A 16581-nucleotide genomic window follows, 5' to 3' on the forward strand; every position below is an offset into this window, starting at 1 on the left:
CTGGCCCGGAGGATTCAAGGGAAGACTCGGAGACTGACACGCATGCACCAGGACGGCCGAATCCGCCATGGCGACAAACCGTGCGCGCGGTCTGCTCCGCAGACACGACGCGCCGTCGCTACGCGACGGGAACTCCCTTGCTCCGCAAGTGAGTTGATGGATCGTCACTCCGTGACGATCCATGGGAATTGCTCCGCAATTCCGAGAAATTCGCTCCGCGAATTTCTCAAAGGCACCGGCTAGGAGGCGGGGCGTCGGTTTCGCAGAACCTCGAAAAGAGAACTGACACATGCTCAGAAAGCTTCGCTCTGGTGACAGAGGGAGAATTCAGGGACCCCGGAGATCTCTGAAATCTACATGATGCCAGGGGTTGGAAGGAGCCTCTAATTTCCATTTCTGGCGCATTGAATTCACTGGTACTCCGTGGAAATAAACCACGAAGCACGTTGCTGAAGGGAAAGCCGGGCCCCGCAAAGCCCGGTATCCCGATCCACGGGTCAGCGCTGCGACTGCTTTGCCTCTACCCCAGACCCATGAGAGGCAGGACAACGGACAGGAGGGCGAGGGAGGGCCGTTGAGGGCCCATCAGCCGCCTTTCCTGCCGTATCTCCTCCCGTCAGTTACACGGCCAGCGCGGAGGCACCAGCCGACGCGCAACCACACCAGCCCAGCCCCCATCCCCGAGGCTCGCAGCTCACTACCCGCCTCCATTCCTCACTCATTCATCAACCAGCCAGGGACAGGCAGCAGCAGAGGGGATGTCAGCAACCCGACCAGCCATGCCAATGCACTGTTGACCAGGCACAACGCTGAGGCCGGCCAGCGCCCTTTCGTGACTGTTGAGGAGCCTGTTTTTGTGACGGTTGGGGTGACGGTTGTTGTGACGGTTGCTGTGAGAGCGTAGAATTAGCAATGTTGCTAACCGACGACCCGAAGGGACCCGAGGCATGTCAACTCCGTTGGAGCAGGCGCGCGGTGGACGCGCGGCGTTGGCTGCATTTGCAGCGCTGCGAGCCGAGCGTGAACCGTTCAGCATCGAGGGGTGGATAGCCCTAGCGCTGGCTGCCGTTGATGCGTACGCCAGTCACCACCAGGACCCGCCGTTTCAGGCCCAAGCGGAAAGGAACATGGCGGATGCTCTGTCCACTCTCGGAGAAACGGCAACTGACGTTCTCCATTACATGGACGGAAAGGCAAAGGTAGTCGATCTCTACAATGAGGCGGCGCGAATTGCCGCTACGGGGATTTGGGAGACCCTTCCATTCGGCGCTGAAGAAGCCGATGAGGAAGCTAACGCGGCAGCATTGCTTGCCGCGTTGTCGCTCGCATGCTCGGCCATGTGGGACGACACGCACAGCGTTGAAATGCTTGACGGGGTCTATCAGCGATTCACGACCGAGGCGGAAGAAACCCGGCTTGTGTTCGCCCGACGCGTCAGGCGACTGGTGGAAGCGGATGACCGCACGCGCCTGACAAGCCGTCAGCTCACCTGACACATAGCCGCTGCCGAAGAAGGGAGTGATCACCATGCGTAGTGCTTATCCGGACTTCCCCTCACAGCCCGGGGTGCCGCTCGGTTCGTACACGTGGTACGCCGTGACAGCCCGTTTCCCGAACGGGCGCGAGGTCGAGGTGGGCGAGTGGCTTGGGGACGCTGAGAGGGCCGGACGGGAGGCTTTGAAGGCGTACGAGCGCTATCACCGGGGCGCGTACGTCGAAGTGCTCTTGGACGGCTGCGCGTTCGCCTATGTGACGCACAACCCGCGTACGCACGAGAAGAGCCCGTTCCTGTGCCAGTCGGGGTTTTGCTGGCACCACGCGTGCGGTGAGGTTTCCCCGGAGGAGTGCGGGTGCGGTGACCGGATCCAGCGAAGTGGTGGAGTTCACCCCCGCAAGAGCGTATAGTTATCAACGTCGGGAACGGCGGCAACCGGTCCCGACGCAACCCACCAGTCGGGGCGGCCGACCAGCCGCCCCGCACCGACCGAAGGAGAACTCTCCTATGGGGCACAACCGTCCGACGCCCGTGACCTTGCCCAACGGCGTCGAGTGGTCCGTTCCGGCCGACACCCAGCGCACTCGGCGCGGCCACGACTTCTACCCCGCGCTCGCCCAGCGGGCAGCGATCCCGGCGCTGTACAGCACCGAGGACACCCCGACCCCGGAAAAGATCGTCCACCTGCACTACTTCGGGGGTGCCTGCATGAACTGGTTCGTGACCGAGCTCGACCCTTCCTGCGGTCTGGCGTTCGGATGGGCCCACATCGTCGAGGGTGAATGGGGCTACTTCCACCTGCCCGAGCTGGAGTCGATCAGGTACGGCCTCGGATTCGTCATCGAGCGCGACGTGTACTGGGAGCCCAAGCCGGTCCGTGAGGTCCCGCAGATCGCCCGGGCCGCCCGCTTCTGACCCGCACGGGCGGGGGGTGCCCGGCAAGGCATCCCCCGCCCCTCCAGCCCACCGCAGGGAGCATGTGTGTTCTACGAGGACGAGACCACGGCCGACGCGTTGCAGGCCGACCGCGAAGCTCAATGGGATGTCGACCTGATCCAGGCCGAGATGGAGGCCGCCGCCCGTCGTCTGGCCGCCCATGAGGAGGCAGGGTTTTGCACCCATCAGAGCGCCGTGGGATGCATCCCGGATCCGGTCTACGAGGAGCAGATCGGTTTGACGCCAGGTCAGCTCCGCTGCACCGCCGGTTGCGGCACGGTGTTCGAGTCGGACGAGGCTTGGGAAGCCGCTTCATCCGATCCGGAGTCACACCCCCTCCGCCGCACCGGCCACCGTGGCACCACACCGCTTAGCCCGTCGGACGGCGCCGGACAGCGCGGGGGCGCATGATGCGCGAGACGCCGTTTCCCCGTCCGATGACCAGTGCCGAGGCCCGCGAACTGTGGCAGATCATCGGTCGCGTCCTGGGCGACAGCGCCCGCGACGTCGCCAGCCGCATCGGAATCCCCCCTCAGCGCCTGCTCAAGACCGTCGCGCGTGACCTCGTCCTGCGGGATGTGACCGAAGTGTTCTTACGCGCCAACGAGCGCGGAGCGCTCCCGATGCAGTCCCGCGCCGAGGCCCACGCGTACCTGACGCACGCACTGCTCACCTTCGTTGAGCGAGGCCGCGCCACCGTCCATACGGCGCCACCCCACCCGTAGGCGAGCCGGAGCTCCACCGGCCGCCCACGAAAAGCGCGGAGCGCTTCTCGCCGCCTCCCCCGAGCGCGGAGCGCTCCGCGCCCCCTCTGCCGCGTAGCGGCAGCGCGACGCGTCTGCGGAGCAGACCGCGCGCACGCCAAACGTCACCGCGCCGCGCCCGCAGGCCGGCGCGCACATCCGAAGGGCCCTGTCATGCACTACTGGTGGAAGATCAAAGGAATCAGCGACGACCGTACCCAGTGCGACTGCTGCGGACTGAGCGGACTCAAACGCACGGTCGCCCTCATGCCATTGGACGCCGACGGAAACGAGAACGGCACCGCCGAAGACGTCGTCTATTACGGCACGTCCTGCGCCGCCAAAGCGCTCGGCTGGAGGCAAGGCCAGGTCACCTCAGCCGCCCTCACCGCCCAGCACCAGCGCAACGAACTCGACCACTACGCGCGCCGGATCATCAGTATCTATGCGCCGATAGAGTCCGCCCCCGCAGCCGTTCAGGCCCGCGTCTTCCACCAGCGCAACCGCTACCACCACCGCCCCCGAGCGGTGAGCCCCACGGAGGAGGTGGCGAAGCTTCTGGCCGAGGCGCGCGCCCAGCTCGGCGACACGCTGACCGCCCCCGCCCGCCCCGCGCGGATCGAGGACTTCCAGCGCTTCACCGTCGTTCTCAGCAGCACCGGCAGTGTCGACGGCGTACACCGCGTGCCGGACGAGGAGGACAGGCGCCAGGTGCACATCGCCGCCGCCAAGAAGCGCGCGGCCCAGATCCGCGGCAGCGTCCTCGTCGTGGCCGCACTGGACGTGGCCAGTGCTGGCGACGTGGCTATGGCCGACGAGCTGACTCGCGAATGGAACGAGAAGGCCTGGCAGGCCGCCCATGTCTGAGTCCACACCGCCGCTGTACGTCGGAAGCTACGTCACCTACACCGGGCCCTTTACCCGCATGCACGATCGCGTCCTGCTGGTCCTGCCCTGCGCGTGTGAAAGCCGCTGCGAGCCCTGCAATGAGTGGGCCCTGATCACCGACGACCCCGAAGCGGACCGTGAGCACTTCCTCATTGCCGACGAGGTGACGGGTGAGGCCGTCAAGCACGTCGCACGGGCACAGCTGAAGGTCCTTGCGTGGGACTGGCCCGAGGACGCGGTCGAGTTCAACATCAACGGCTACTGGTTCGCCGCCGCGTACACCGCGCCAGGAGGCAGCAGCAGGGCCCGCACCGTGCACTTTTACACCGCAGGCGCCCTCATGGGGCGCACTTGGTGCCACTTCCGCGAAGTGACCCCAGAAGTGCGCCGCCTGGACGAGCAGGCCCGCCGCCGCGCCCTGTGAGCGCGTCCTTTCCCTCTCCCAAGGAGTGATCCGCCCATGCCCGCACAGCCTCAGCCCTCATCTGCCGACGCCGCCATGCACACCGTGGCCGCTGCTGGACCCGAGAGCCCCACCGCCGCCCCGGAACCCGTCGAGGAGGCAACGCCCGATGTCCACGCGCGGGTTGCAGCCGGCCCCCTGCGCCGCGCCCTGAACCTTGCCTCCCTGGCTGTCCGCGCCCGTACCGAGCAGCCCGCTCACGCCGGAGTCACCCTCACCGCCCGGGGCAGCACACTCACCCTCGCCGCCTACCGCCCCTACGCGGACGGCGGAACCGACATCGCCGTCACGGTGTCCCTCGAGGCCGACCCCGGCGGTACCGGCCGCAGCACGCTCGACCAGCGCGAACTGACCCGTGTGCTGGACGCAGCCGTCAAGGGCGACGGTCCGGCGCAGGCCGCGCGCACGCCCGTCGATCTCCACGGCGCGAGCGTGGCCACGCCGGACGTCTGCGTTCCCGTCCGCTCGTACGTCACACCGGTGACCGCTGCGCCGCCCGTGGCACCCATTGTCGCCACCGTCGACGGCCGCGAGTTCTTCCGTCAGCTCACCCGCGTACTGCCGGTGGCTGCGAAGGACGAAACCTTGCCGGTCCTGACCGGCGTGGAACTGCGTGTGTCAGCGGGGACGCTGCGGCTGAGGGCGACAGACCGGCACCGCGCAGCCGAAACCGTCATGCCCGCCCAGCCCTGGGACCACCATGAGGACACCGCCGCGTACCGCGCGCTCATCCCCGGTGACGTTCTACGCCAGGTGGTGAAGTCCAGCGGCCCCTACGACGGGCCGGTGGCTATCGGCCTGCCCGACGAGACCGTGACGCGGGCCGATGTGCTCCAGAATCCGCACCTGTGTGTGGCCACCCTGGAGTTCGGGCCCGCCGCACTCACGGTGTGGCGGCTGGACGGAGTCGCGCCTCCCTCGGTGTTCGCCCCGGTCGGCGACGGCGGAACCCTCACCGTCGGCCGCAAGGACCTCATCCGGGCCGTCCGCAAGGCACGGGCGGTGGCTACGGCGAAGGGTGCCGCCGAGCAGTGGGCTCAAGTCAGCCTCACCCACAGCGCCGGGGAAGCAGGGGTGTTGCACGTCGCCCCGCGGCTGCCCCAGAAGGACGAGCAGGACCGGACGACCGGTACGGCCGTGCCCGCACAATGCGGAGAGCAGCCCGCACCGCTGGGTGGCGCGCCCCTGATCACCACGGGCGGCTATCTGCTGGAGGCTTTGAACGCGTTCGACAGCGAATCGGTCACCTTCCATCTGCCGCCCCAGCGTGACGGCCGCAACCACGCACCGTTCGCGATCAGCGCGCCCGGAGAGCAGTCCGAGGAAGGCCACCGCCAGCTGCTTGCACCCGTGCGGCTCTCCCAGGACTGACCAGGTTGCCTGCCCCTCTCGGAAGGGCGTAGAATTATCACTGTCGAAATCGGGCGGCAACCCGCTTCCGTCGCCGACCCACCACACCTCAGAAGGAGCCTGCATGGACCCGCAATACCTGATCATCGAGACCCCTTCGGGCCGCGTGCACGCCCATGCCGAGCCCCGGGGCGACGACGCCGTCATCTACACGCTCGGTGGCGCCCTGCGCGGCACCGTCCACGTCACCGGCACCCATCACCCGCACCACTGGGACCAGTTCACCGCCTTGCGTGCCACCTTCGGAGCTGCCGACGCCATGGCCAAGCTCCCGCCCGCCGACTCCCTGCCGCGACTGCGCAACAGCACCGCCCGGCACACCGGATACCTGCTCGCGTGGGAGGGCCCGGCCGGACCCCAGTGGGAGCAGAGCCGGATCGAGTCGACGTCGGGCAGGCCGCCTGCCCCCAAGACCGGTGACACGCTCAGGACCGTTCTGCATGCCGTCACCGAGGACGCCGCCCGCCGCCCGGACCGGCCCCGCATCCTCGACGCCTCACGCGCCCGCCAGACCCCCGCCCTTCTGGACTTCTTCGCTGCCTCCCGCCGCAACTCGGAAGCCGACATCGCCCGCTACGGGGGTCGCGCCGCCAGCGACCGGCGCCAGGCCCGGATCGTCACAGCCGCCTGGTGGACCGCAGCACGGTGGCTCACCGGACACCCCCACCCCGTCCTCGCCCTGCTGCTGTCCAACCGTCCCGGTTCACTCGCCCGCGAAGCCCACAGCCTCGCGCAGGCAGCCGCCGCAAACGAGGACGCCGCCGCAACGGAAGCCCGCCGCATGGAGCGCTTCGAGGCCGAAGCCGCCTCCCTGCGCTCCCAAATGCAGCCGCGCCGACGGACCACCCCCGCCAGTCCCACCCGCTGACCCCCAAGGCGGAGGTCCGCCAGCCCCTCACCGGGCCCCCGCCCGCTCACGGAAGGAAACACCCGTGCCCGAAGCGATCGGCGCCCCGCGCCGCGAACCCAGTGCCGACGAGGTCACCGTGACCACGGACAAGGGGGGACGCCCCATCGTGCTGCTGCCCGACGACATCGTCGCCGCCCTCAACACCTCATCACGTACGGACGTCAGGGACTACGGGATCGAAGGGTCCGAGTCCCGCCACTACGCCGCCGACTCCTGGGAGGCCCGCACCGTCCGGACGATCTACAGCGCCGTCACGGCCAGCATGGGCGTCGACGAGGACGACAAGCGCGGAATCCAGTGCGGCTACTTCTACGGCGCCGTGGCCGCCCACCGCCACTGGGACCGCGAGGCCCGCTGGTGGGCCGACTACGCCGGACAGCGGCACGAGATGCCGCGCAGAGGCCTGATCACCCAGCTGCGCTACCCCGGCCACCCCGAGCACCTGAGCGTCTACTTCGGCAACTCCTGATGCCCGCCGGGGCAGCCCGCCCACGTGCGTGCCGCTCCGGCCCCGCACTGCCACCGCCCACCTTCCCCTGCCGTCCGGCCGCGCCGGCCGATGACGCCGGATCGCGGCACCCCTCCGAAGGAGACCCGTGTTCCTCGTTATCCCAGATCCCGCCCACGGCCTCGTCGCCGCACCCGAGTCCCAGTCAGACCTCGATCCCGTAACCCGGCAGGCTCTCACCGCGGAGGGGTTCGCCTGGCACAGCGGCATCGAGGCCTACACGCGAACCCCCAGCAGCCGCGCAGGCGTCGACCGCACGGCCCGCATCCTCCGGGACCTGGGGCACTACGTGTTCGCTTCGTGGACGCCCCTCCCCGGAAAGTGACCCGGTCCCGTACACACCGCCTCACCCCTCCCACCCCCAGTCCGCCGATACCTGTTGCCACCGGCCGCACGCCGACACGCCACCGACCAGGAAAGAGCAGCCTCCATGACCGCGCACACCCCGCCACTCCCCAACGCGCGCCCATCCCGCGGCTTTCTCGTCACCCTCTCACTGCCGCCGACCGTCCCCGCCGCCCGCCTGCAGGACTGCGACGTCTTCGCCCTCCCCGAGCAGCAGGACCACCCGCTCACCGTCGCCGCCGTGCGCCAGCACCCCGACTTCACCGCCCGCCTCCTGATCGACCTGCACGGCACGCAGGAGCCGATCACCCTCAAAGCCAGCGAAGCGGTCCGGCCCCTGTCCATGCCCCGCCAGGTGGAAGTCTCCTGCCAGCTGTGCCGGGTCACGACGTCGACCGCCCTCGATCTCGTCGCGCACGGCGAACCGCAGACCTGGGTGTGCTCCGTGCACTGACAGCCCGTCAGGATCCCTTCCAGGTCAGCGGTTTGACACCACTCCATGAGCGCGTAGAATTATCACTGTCGATTCGGGCGGCAACCCGAATCCGGCACAACCCACCAAGTGATCAAGGAGCAATCCTCACGTGAGCACCACACCCCAGGTGACCGCAGCCCTGCTGCGCACCGATCAGATCCACGCCAACCCGCGCAACGTCCGTCACAGCCTCAATCTGGACGACGAATTCCTCACCTCCATCGCGGAGAACGGCGTCCTGGTCCCCGTCGTGGTCGTGCAGCTGAACGCTGACACCCCGGACACAGAACCCGTCTACGAGCTCAAGATGGGCCACCGCCGGCACGCGGGCGCCCGGTCGGGCGGGATCGAGTCCATTCCCGCGCTCATCCTGGACCCCTCGCTGCGCGAGGCGGGCCAGGACTACATCGAGCAGCTGATCGAGAACGATGCCGCATTCCGCCGCGCCCTCAGCCCGCTGGAACAGGCCGACGCCCTGTTCGGGGCGCTGGAGGAGGGGGCGAGCGTCGCCACCGTCGCCCGCCGTACCGGCCGCAGCAAGGAACAGGTCGCCCAGGCCGCCGAAGCAGCCAAGAACCTGGGCCCAGGTACCCGCACCGTGCTGGAGGCCAGCGACGCCTACGACCTCGACCTCGAAGTCCTCGCAGCCCTGGGCGAGTTCGACGACGACCCCGACGCCGTGGTCCGCCTGATCGAGGCCCACCAGAACGGCACCTTCACCTACCAGCTCAGCCAGCAGCGCGCCGAACGCACCGAACGGACGGCGCGCGAGGCCCGCCGCGCCGAACTCAAGCGCGACGGCATCCGGCTGTGGGAGGACGCCAGCAATCTCCCGCCGCGAGCGCAGTGGCTTGAGGACCTGGTCGACGCCGCCGGTGAGGACCTGGACGAGAGCGACCACGTCCGCTGCCCCGGACACGCCGTGGTGTGGGACGACACCGGCAGCGCCGACCCGGCCGCCGTCGCCGCCCTGTGCCTCAACCCCGCCGCCTACAGCCACTACATCCCCGGCACCGAACCCGCCGCCCAGACTGCGCCCGCCGCAGCGCACGCCACCAGCGACGAGGACGGCGCGGACGAGGAGGAGGCGCAGGAGCCGGGCGAGGACGACCAGGACGACGAGGAAGCGAGGCGCGCGGCCGCCGAGGAGGCCGAGCGGGCCCGCGCCGAAGCCGAGGCCAAGGCGGCTGCCGAGACCGAGCAGCGCAGGCGGGATCACCATCTCAAGCTCGCTGGGAACAAGGCCTACCGGGCCGCCATCGACGCCCGGCGCGCCTTCCTGCGGCAGCTGATCACGCGCAAGAGTGCGCCCAAGCCGCTCGCCGCATGGGTGACGCGCACACTGCTGGCCTGCCCCAAGCCCGTGCAGTCCTGGACCGGTGACACCGGCCGGTCGGCGATCCTGGCCGACCTGCTCGGCCTCAGCGCCGACGACGGCAAGGCGGCCAGCGCCGAGGACCGGGCCACGTGGATCGGCAGCAGCGCCACACCCACCCGTCTGCTCTTCGTCAACTTCGCGGTGATCGCCGCCAGTTACGAGAAGCGGATCGAGCGGGCGAACACCTGGCGCCAGGACCAGCCCGAGTGGGACACCGAGGAGATCCGGGCCGACGCGCGCGTGTACCTGAAGTTCCTCGCCGAACTCGGCCACCAGCTCTCCCCCGTCGAGCGCAACGTCATCGACGACACACCGTTCGAGATCGAGGAGGAGCCCTCCGCGACGCCCCTCGACAACGCGGACGGCGACGAGAACGACCAGTCCGCCGACACTCAGGACTGAGCAACCCACCCGGGGCGCCCCTACGGGCGCCCCGGCCCCTCCCTTGGCCGTCCGGCCGCCCGCAATGGCGGCGGCCGAGGCGGCGCCACGCTCGCGCGGCCGGCACCTGTCCGCAGCCCGCGCCCCCCTCGTCTTCCGCCGCGCGCCCCGTGTGCTGCGGTGCCCTGCCCGAAAGAGGAACTGCCGTGTACGACGACCTGTCCCTGATTCCCGCCGAGCTGCTGATTCTGGTCCGCGAGATTGCCGCCGACCTCGGCGGCGAGTGGACGGTCCAGGCCATCCTGAGCAGTCCTGTCGTGGTCCACCCCACCGGCATGCGCGTCATGGTCCACCAGGAGGCCGGTCACGTGCAGCTCACCGCCCGCATCAGCGTCAGCGCCGATCCGCGCAGGCCGCTGGAGAAGGTCACCGCCCGCCTCCCCGTTGCCGGACACTCCACCACGGCCCGCCGGGTCGCCGACGCGATCCGCACCCGCTTCCTGCCCCGCTTCGGCTGCATGAACGCCGTCGCAGCGCTGCACGTGCTCGCCCTGCCACTGCGCGACGCCGGTATCCCCGCCATCGCCCACGGCACCACCGAACGCACCATCGTCGAGTACCGGCGCGGGGACTTCGGCAGTACCGCCGTCGAGTTCCAGCCCGGGGAGCGGCGACCGCTCCACGTGGTGATCCGTTCCGCGCGCGAAGGCCACACCCGCGCGGAGGTCACCATCGCGCACCTGAGCCTGCCGGACGCCGTCAGGATCACCGCTGCGGTGCTCCCCCGTGTCTGCACACCGGTCCCGGTACCCGGCCACCTTCCTGCCGAGGTCCACGAACTGGCCGCCCGGCTGCCCGGGCTGACGGCACGGCATGTCGTCAGCGACGTGCCACGGCTCACCGACCTGACCGACATCAGCGGCCACCTCAAGGTGCGGCACTTCCTGTCCGTCAAGGACACCGGCACTCGCTCATGGACCGCCGTCGCACTGCATGACGCGCCCATCGCCACCGCCTACGCCCTGCTGTGCGCATACGCAGCCAGCTGACCCCACCGCACCCAGCCCGGGGCACCCTCCGCCCCCGCGACTCCGCGCCCTGGCCCGCACACGCACCGAAGGAGCACCGTCCGTGAACACCTCCGCCGACCAGCGGCTGAATGAGCGCGCCGCACGCGCCGCTCTGGCCGCCCACACCACCCCCGCCGAAGTCGGCGCCCATCTGCCCGGATTCGACGCCGCCGACGCCTGGGCCCAGCTCACCGGCCACGGCCGTCTGCGGCACGTCCATCCCGTCCCCGCGCTCAAGGCCGCACAAGAGACCGCCCGGTTCGTCATCCCCGGAGACGAGGACTGGCCCGAACAACTCCGCGATCTCGGCCCCGCCTGCCCGTTCGGCGTGTGGGTGCGGGGCACAGCCCCGCTGCGGCCTCTGCTGGAACGCGCCGTCGCCCTCGTCGGCAGCCGGGCCGCCACCCCCGCAGCCGTCCGAGAGGCCCAAGCCTGCGGCTACGACGTGAGCGCCGGCGGCGCCACCGTCCTCGCCTCCCTCGCCTACGGCGTCGAATCCGCCGCGCACCGAGGAGCCGGGATCGACAGCGCGCGCCTGGCCGTCATCCCGCGCGGACTGGACGGCTGTTTTCCCCGCGCCCAGGAGGGGCTCATGCGCACCATCCTCACCGGCCCGGGCGGCGGAGCCGTCGTCAGCCTGTACCCGCCGGGCACCGAGCCCACCGCCGTCACCCTCAAGGCCAGTGCGGAGGCCACCGCAGCCCTGGCCCGCGCGGTCGTTCTGGTGGAGGGCATACACCGCTCCGCGAACATGCAGGCCGCCGAAGCCGCCCAACGGATGCAGCGTCCCCTGTTCGCCCTGCTCCCCCGCGACGACGGGTACAGCAGCGGCAACACGCGCCTGATCGTCACCGGCCGGGCAACACCCTGCCAGGACGCCCGCGCAGCGATCGCCGCTCTGGAGGAAGCCCCGCACGCCGCCACCGAGCTGGTCACAGCCCTGCGCGCCCAGCAGGTGGCGGCCTGGCCCGACGCCTCCCCTCTCGCCCAGTGGATCACCGTTCAGGCCGACTCCCACCGGCGACTTCGTATCACCGCAGGTCACCCCACCACACAGCGAACCAACTACCCGCCCGCCGAGCACTCCGGCTGGCACGCCGCCGAGCTCGCACCGGGCGGCACCAGCAGGACCGTCTACCGCTCCGCCTCCACCGACCTCACCACCGACACCACAGCCCTGGTCTCGGTCGTACAGCAATGGGCCGCCCAGACCTGACCCGCAACCGGGCCCGGGCCCACCCGGGCCCGGGGCCGCCGGCGAACCGACAGCGGCCCTACACAACGCGCCCGCATCCCCGCCTACAGAAGGACCGCGGCCTGTAGCGCCTGCTCGCCCCAGGTGGTGGGAGCGCGGCAACGCTCCCACCACTCCGGCCCACCAAGGACCAGCACATGCAACCAGCAGACACCGCGCACACGCCCCGCCTCCCAGCCGCAGCGCGCACATCGCACCCGAGCGGCACGTCGTCCAGTTCAGCGGCGGGATCGGCTCGTTCGCCGCTGCCGTGCGCATCGCCGAGCGATACGGCACCGACCGCCTCACCCTCCTGATCGCCGACACCGGCATCGAAGACGCGGACCTGTGGCGGTTCGCCCGCGACACCAGCCGGCTCCTGGACGTCCCCGTGACCCGGGTCCGCGACGGCCGCACACCCTGGCAGGTCTTCCACGACAAGAAGTTCCTCGGCAACGACCGCCTCGCTCCCTGCTCCCAGATCCTCAAGCAGATCCCGTGCCGGGCCTGGATGGCCGAGAACACCGACCCCGCCAACACCCTGGTGTACGTCGGGATCGAGAACACGGCCCGCGACCGCGCCCGGATCCCCGCCATCGCCCGCAACTGGAAGCCCTGGCAGACACGGTTCCCGCTGTGCAGCCGGCGGCAGCCGGTCCTCACGAAAGAGCAGCTGCTCAGCGAGGCCCGGGCCTTGGGCGTCGAGCCTCCGAGGCTGTACGCGCTGGGATTTCCCCACAACAACTGTGGAGGCCGGTGTGTACGGGCCGGACAGCGCCAATGGCTGCACCTGCTCGAGGTCATGCCCGAGCGCTACGCCGAGGCGGAAGCCGAGGAGGACAAGCTGCGCGCCCAGCTGGGCAACGTCAGCATCCTGCGCGACCGGCGGGGCGGCACGGCCCGGCCGCTGCCCCTGCGAGAACTGCGCACACGAGCCCAGAAACGGACGCCAGCGTGATGAACGGCCCCGATCAACGGGGCACCGAACCCGCCAGCAGCAAACCGACCGGCAACGCCGCCGGCGTCAACACCGCGGACCGGCTGGACGATCGGTTTCCGTCCGGCCTGGCCACGGCCGCCTGATCCGCACCGCCGCAGTGTCCCCGAGCGGCAACTCCAGGACACCGCCCCGACCCACCGCCCAGCACCAAGGAGTGTTTTCCAATGCAGCTCGACCCGCGCCGCGGCCCCCTCTGCGTGGTCCAAGCGACGATCACCACCCCCTCGGGAGGTGTCGAATTCGCTTCCCTGTCCATGCCCACCGCCCCGTTCGGCACCCTCGCCTGGCAGCTGCCGAATCTTGTTTCCTACCTGCACGCCAGCTGCGACCGCCGGGAACCACCCACCGCGTCCTCGTTCATCGCCTACATGCGCAGCCGCACCACCCTGCCCTCGCCCACCGCCGACTACCCGTACGCCGCCCTCCACGACGACCGGGTCGCCTGCCTGATGAGCCTGGTGCTGGCTCCCGGGCGGGAGACCGCCTGGCCGCAGGCCTCGCTCGCGCTCGTCCAACAGGAGAGCCGGCCCGCACGCTGCAGCTGGAGCAGCCTCGAGCACGAACGCGGAACGCTCGCCGTGCTGCGCCGAGCCGTGCGGGAAGTGGAGGCCGAGCAACTGCGTCTGGCTGACCTTGTGCGGCAAGGCGCCCACCCGGCCGCGCAGCAACAGCACCGCCTCGCCGAGCGGGTCACCGAGTGGACGCGCGGCATGTACGGCATGGCCCGAGGCGCCCACACCGCCGCGCGCGCCGCCGCTGCCCGCCAGGCGCTGCGCAGCACCTGAGCCGCAGCCGGCCCCTGCCGACGCCGGTTCTGTCGGGGGCCAGATTGACACCAACCATCCGAGAGCGCATTATTATCAATGTCGCTTTGGTGCCGGCGTGCAAATGGCCGGCGGGAATCACCTCGCGGTGTCGGCCCAGGGCGGCAACCCCGACCGAACGTCCCACCGGCCATCAAGTACTCCAACCCACCAGGAAGGAGTACCCCCAGCATACGGGCAGCCCGCGGGATTTATCGCTGCTGGCTGCCCGCGACGCCCCGGAGGCATCTCATGGCACGTGCTCCCGAACCCAAGACCATCGAGGTCAACGGCCGCACCTACGCCAATCGCGCCTGGATCGCCGCGGAGACCGGTGCAAGCATGCCCACCGTCCGCTCGTGGTACGCCAAGCGCACAGAACAGCCCGAAGACGTTCAGCCGGCCGAGTCACGCTTCCCGGAGAAGGGCCCGCGCGTCGACCGCGAGGACTACTTCGACCTTGAGCAGGTCCGCGCCTTCCACCGCTGGTTGAAGCAGTCCAAGCAGGAGAAGGTGCTGCCCACCGATCCAGCACTGTACGAAGGCGACCCGGACGAGCTGGTCTCCATCAACGACGCCGCCGCCTACTTCCACTTCAAGAGCCCGTCCGCGATCCGCAAGTACCTCAAAGACAATCCCGGCTACTTCGCCCCCGTGGCCGGCCAGGTAGAAGGACCCTCCGGACGCCTCATCCCCGCATTCCGCCGCATCGACCTCCAGGACTTCGACCGCCGCCGCAACGGAGACAACACCGGCCACGCCGGTGCCCCCGGCGGCCCCCGCGCCGACCGCGGCACTCGATCCCCCGAAGTCCAGCAGCGCATCGACACCGCAGCCGCATACCTCAACAAGATCGGCGGACACCGCCGCGGCGTCGCCGCGGAGCTGGCCAAGATCCACGGGGAACCCACCTGGAAGTGGGAACGCGCCGTCAAGGTGGCCCGCGAAGAAGCCGCCGGCGCCTAGCCGGCCCTCTGAACAACCGTAGTTGGAAACCCAGACGCCCTTTGTCCGTTGGCGCCAGGAATGAGGTGCGCCCCCGCTCGTCCTCGCGCCCGGTGGCAGGCAGGCTGGTTCACACTGCAGGCCACAGGTGTCGAAGCCGAGCCGGGGGCGCGGTGCTGCAGCTCCTTGCGGAGCTGGGCGATTGCTCGGTGCAGTGCGCTCTTGACGGTTCCGGGTGCTATGCCGAGGGCGCTGGCCGTCTCCTCGGTGGACATCTGCTCCCAGTGCCGCAGCAGAACGACGCTGCGCTGCAGAGGCGCGAGCACCTTCATGGCGTCCAACAGTTCGGCGCGGTCCGCGTGCTGCTCGGCGCAGTCGGCGACGCCTGTGTCCGGGAGCTGTCCGGTGGGGACCTCCGTGAGCCTGCGGGCGCGCCACCACTCGGTGCGGGTGTTGATCATGACGCGGCGCAGGTAGGCGTCTGCCAGTCGCTTGTCCGCTATGCGCTCCCAGCGGAGGTACGTTCGGGTGAGCGCGGTCTGTAACAGGTCCTGGGCGTCAAGCGGGTCGTCCACCAGACGGCGGGCGATGCGCAGCAGACCGTCCTGCCGGATACGGACATACTCCTCGAAGTCCAGTGCTAGGTCAGCACGCCTGGCGTGATACATGGGTCGGGTTCCTGTCTGTCTTGGCGAGACCGTGCCGTCAGGCAACGGTCCGGGCCTTCCCCTCGTGAGGCCCGGACCGTTGTGGGTGGTGTCCTTGTCGGTTACTGCCGCTGCGCGGGACGACCTTGCCGTTGCGAGATCCGTCAACGCGGATCCAGATGGTTTGCACAAGAGGGATTCGACGGCTTCGTCCGCTTCAGACTCGCAATCAACGCTGGCAACGTGTGGGCATCAGCTACAGGCCCCCGTACGCGCACGACGGTTGAGCTGCGAAGTCGTCTCCTAGCGGAGGGCGCCGACGAGAGTGGTGTGTGCCTTGCCACTCGCCTGGAGAACGAATCGAAGGCCCTGGCCGCTCTTGTAGGAGTCACCCGTGACGGACTTGATCTTGTTATTGCACTTCTGGTACTTGCTGCTGCCTTCGATGAACTTGCGTGTCTCGACGTTGTAAATCCGGACCCTGGCCTTGCCGCCGTCGTGGTTGTTCCAGCACTTCCAGACAGCGATGACCCCGCCGCCCTTGGGCACGAATGTCCTCGAAACCCACTTCTTCCCGTGACTGTTGAGGTAGCTAGCGGGCACGGTGGTCTGCCAGAGAGTCGACTGAGCGCTGGCGGCTGCCGACGCACCGGGGGCGGTCGCGACCTGACGCCCGGCTTGTGCGTGGGAAGGAGCGGATGCGGCGTGGGCAGCCATCGAGTGGAGGGCCGGAACGATGTCCGCCTGGGCGACCGGCGCGGCCAGGGCCACTCCGACCGCAGTGACACCGACGGTCATCGCTAGGGCCACACGGTTGCGCATGTTCACGTGATTCCTCTCGTTGCAGGCAAACTGATCTGACGGCACTGGCTCCTTGGTCGCCCTGTGAGGCGGACCCGACCGGTGCTTGTCATCGAGTTCAGCGGGTCGCGGATTGAATGGGGAGCAGG

19 protein-coding genes and 1 pseudogene are annotated in these 16581 nt (G+C 69.5%); 18 read left to right on the forward strand and 2 right to left on the reverse strand.

What is annotated here, in order from left to right:
- The first annotated feature begins 947 nt into the window (after positions 1 to 947).
- The 18 genes from ACWCQ1_RS40585 (at position 948) to ACWCQ1_RS40670 (ending at position 15005) form a co-directional block, all read left to right on the forward strand.
- Entirely contained in the window at positions 948 to 1493 is a 546-nt protein-coding gene (locus tag ACWCQ1_RS40585) for a hypothetical protein (protein ID WP_451028672.1), read from the forward strand.
- Between the two features lie 509 nt (positions 1494 to 2002).
- The gene (locus tag ACWCQ1_RS40590) at positions 2003 to 2410 is read left to right on the forward strand and encodes a DUF2958 domain-containing protein (protein WP_451028673.1); all 408 of its coding nucleotides are present in this window, start codon (positions 2003 to 2005) and stop codon (positions 2408 to 2410) included.
- Between the two features lie 66 nt (positions 2411 to 2476).
- A complete protein-coding gene (locus ACWCQ1_RS40595; protein WP_451028674.1) occupies positions 2477 to 2842 on the forward strand; it encodes a hypothetical protein in 366 nt (121 codons plus the stop codon).
- 26 nt (positions 2843 to 2868) lie between these two features.
- Positions 2869 to 3156: a hypothetical protein gene (locus tag ACWCQ1_RS40600; protein WP_451028675.1), complete on the forward strand. Its 288-nt coding sequence runs from the start codon at positions 2869 to 2871 to the stop codon at positions 3154 to 3156.
- Between the two features lie 192 nt (positions 3157 to 3348).
- Positions 3349 to 4041, forward strand: coding sequence for a hypothetical protein (locus ACWCQ1_RS40605; RefSeq protein WP_451028676.1), 693 nt, complete (start codon positions 3349 to 3351; stop codon positions 4039 to 4041).
- Entirely contained in the window at positions 4034 to 4486 is a 453-nt protein-coding gene (locus ACWCQ1_RS40610; RefSeq protein ID WP_451028677.1) for a hypothetical protein, read from the forward strand. Before ACWCQ1_RS40605 ends, ACWCQ1_RS40610 begins: the two co-directional genes overlap by 8 nt.
- A gap of 36 nt (positions 4487 to 4522) precedes the next feature.
- Complete coding sequence (locus ACWCQ1_RS40615; RefSeq protein ID WP_451028678.1) at positions 4523 to 5896, forward strand: DNA polymerase III subunit beta family protein; 1374 nt, start codon at positions 4523 to 4525, stop codon at positions 5894 to 5896.
- Positions 5897 to 5999: 103 nt separating this feature from the next.
- Positions 6000 to 6803: a hypothetical protein gene (locus ACWCQ1_RS40620; RefSeq protein WP_451028679.1), complete on the forward strand. Its 804-nt coding sequence runs from the start codon at positions 6000 to 6002 to the stop codon at positions 6801 to 6803.
- A gap of 64 nt (positions 6804 to 6867) precedes the next feature.
- A complete protein-coding gene (locus ACWCQ1_RS40625) occupies positions 6868 to 7314 on the forward strand; it encodes a hypothetical protein (protein WP_451028680.1) in 447 nt (148 codons plus the stop codon).
- Positions 7315 to 7441: 127 nt separating this feature from the next.
- Positions 7442 to 7678, forward strand: coding sequence for a hypothetical protein (locus ACWCQ1_RS40630; protein ID WP_451028681.1), 237 nt, complete (start codon positions 7442 to 7444; stop codon positions 7676 to 7678).
- Between the two features lie 105 nt (positions 7679 to 7783).
- Positions 7784 to 8152, forward strand: coding sequence for a hypothetical protein (locus ACWCQ1_RS40635; protein WP_451028682.1), 369 nt, complete (start codon positions 7784 to 7786; stop codon positions 8150 to 8152).
- 130 nt (positions 8153 to 8282) lie between these two features.
- Positions 8283 to 9953, forward strand: a complete 1671-nt coding sequence (locus tag ACWCQ1_RS40640) for a ParB/RepB/Spo0J family partition protein (RefSeq protein WP_451028683.1) — start codon at positions 8283 to 8285, stop codon at positions 9951 to 9953.
- Positions 9954 to 10138: 185 nt separating this feature from the next.
- Positions 10139 to 10981, forward strand: a complete 843-nt coding sequence (locus tag ACWCQ1_RS40645; protein ID WP_451028684.1) for a hypothetical protein — start codon at positions 10139 to 10141, stop codon at positions 10979 to 10981.
- A gap of 82 nt (positions 10982 to 11063) precedes the next feature.
- Positions 11064 to 12218 carry a DNA-processing protein DprA gene (locus ACWCQ1_RS40650; RefSeq protein WP_451028685.1) on the forward strand — a complete coding sequence of 385 codons (1155 nt, stop codon included), beginning with the start codon at positions 11064 to 11066 and terminating at the stop codon, positions 12216 to 12218.
- A gap of 289 nt (positions 12219 to 12507) precedes the next feature.
- The gene (locus ACWCQ1_RS40655) at positions 12508 to 13194 is read left to right on the forward strand and encodes a hypothetical protein (RefSeq protein WP_451028686.1); all 687 of its coding nucleotides are present in this window, start codon (positions 12508 to 12510) and stop codon (positions 13192 to 13194) included.
- The gene (locus ACWCQ1_RS40660; RefSeq protein WP_451028687.1) at positions 13194 to 13319 is read left to right on the forward strand and encodes a hypothetical protein; all 126 of its coding nucleotides are present in this window, start codon (positions 13194 to 13196) and stop codon (positions 13317 to 13319) included. Before ACWCQ1_RS40655 ends, ACWCQ1_RS40660 begins: the two co-directional genes overlap by 1 nt.
- An 81-nt stretch (positions 13320 to 13400) precedes the next feature.
- Positions 13401 to 14021 carry a hypothetical protein gene (locus ACWCQ1_RS40665; protein WP_451028688.1) on the forward strand — a complete coding sequence of 207 codons (621 nt, stop codon included), beginning with the start codon at positions 13401 to 13403 and terminating at the stop codon, positions 14019 to 14021.
- Between the two features lie 270 nt (positions 14022 to 14291).
- Positions 14292 to 15005 carry a hypothetical protein gene (locus ACWCQ1_RS40670; RefSeq protein WP_451028689.1) on the forward strand — a complete coding sequence of 238 codons (714 nt, stop codon included), beginning with the start codon at positions 14292 to 14294 and terminating at the stop codon, positions 15003 to 15005.
- 149 nt (positions 15006 to 15154) lie between these two features.
- On the opposite strand, the pseudogene ACWCQ1_RS40675 reads toward ACWCQ1_RS40670, so the two are convergent.
- Positions 15155 to 15652: pseudogene (locus ACWCQ1_RS40675) on the reverse strand (SigE family RNA polymerase sigma factor); the annotation flags it as partial.
- A gap of 282 nt (positions 15653 to 15934) precedes the next feature.
- Complete coding sequence (locus ACWCQ1_RS40680) at positions 15935 to 16459, reverse strand: hypothetical protein (RefSeq protein WP_451028690.1); 525 nt, start codon at positions 16457 to 16459, stop codon at positions 15935 to 15937.
- Positions 16460 to 16581: the final 122 nt, after the last annotated feature.

Source organism: Streptomyces sp. NPDC002144 (assembly GCF_053593695.1).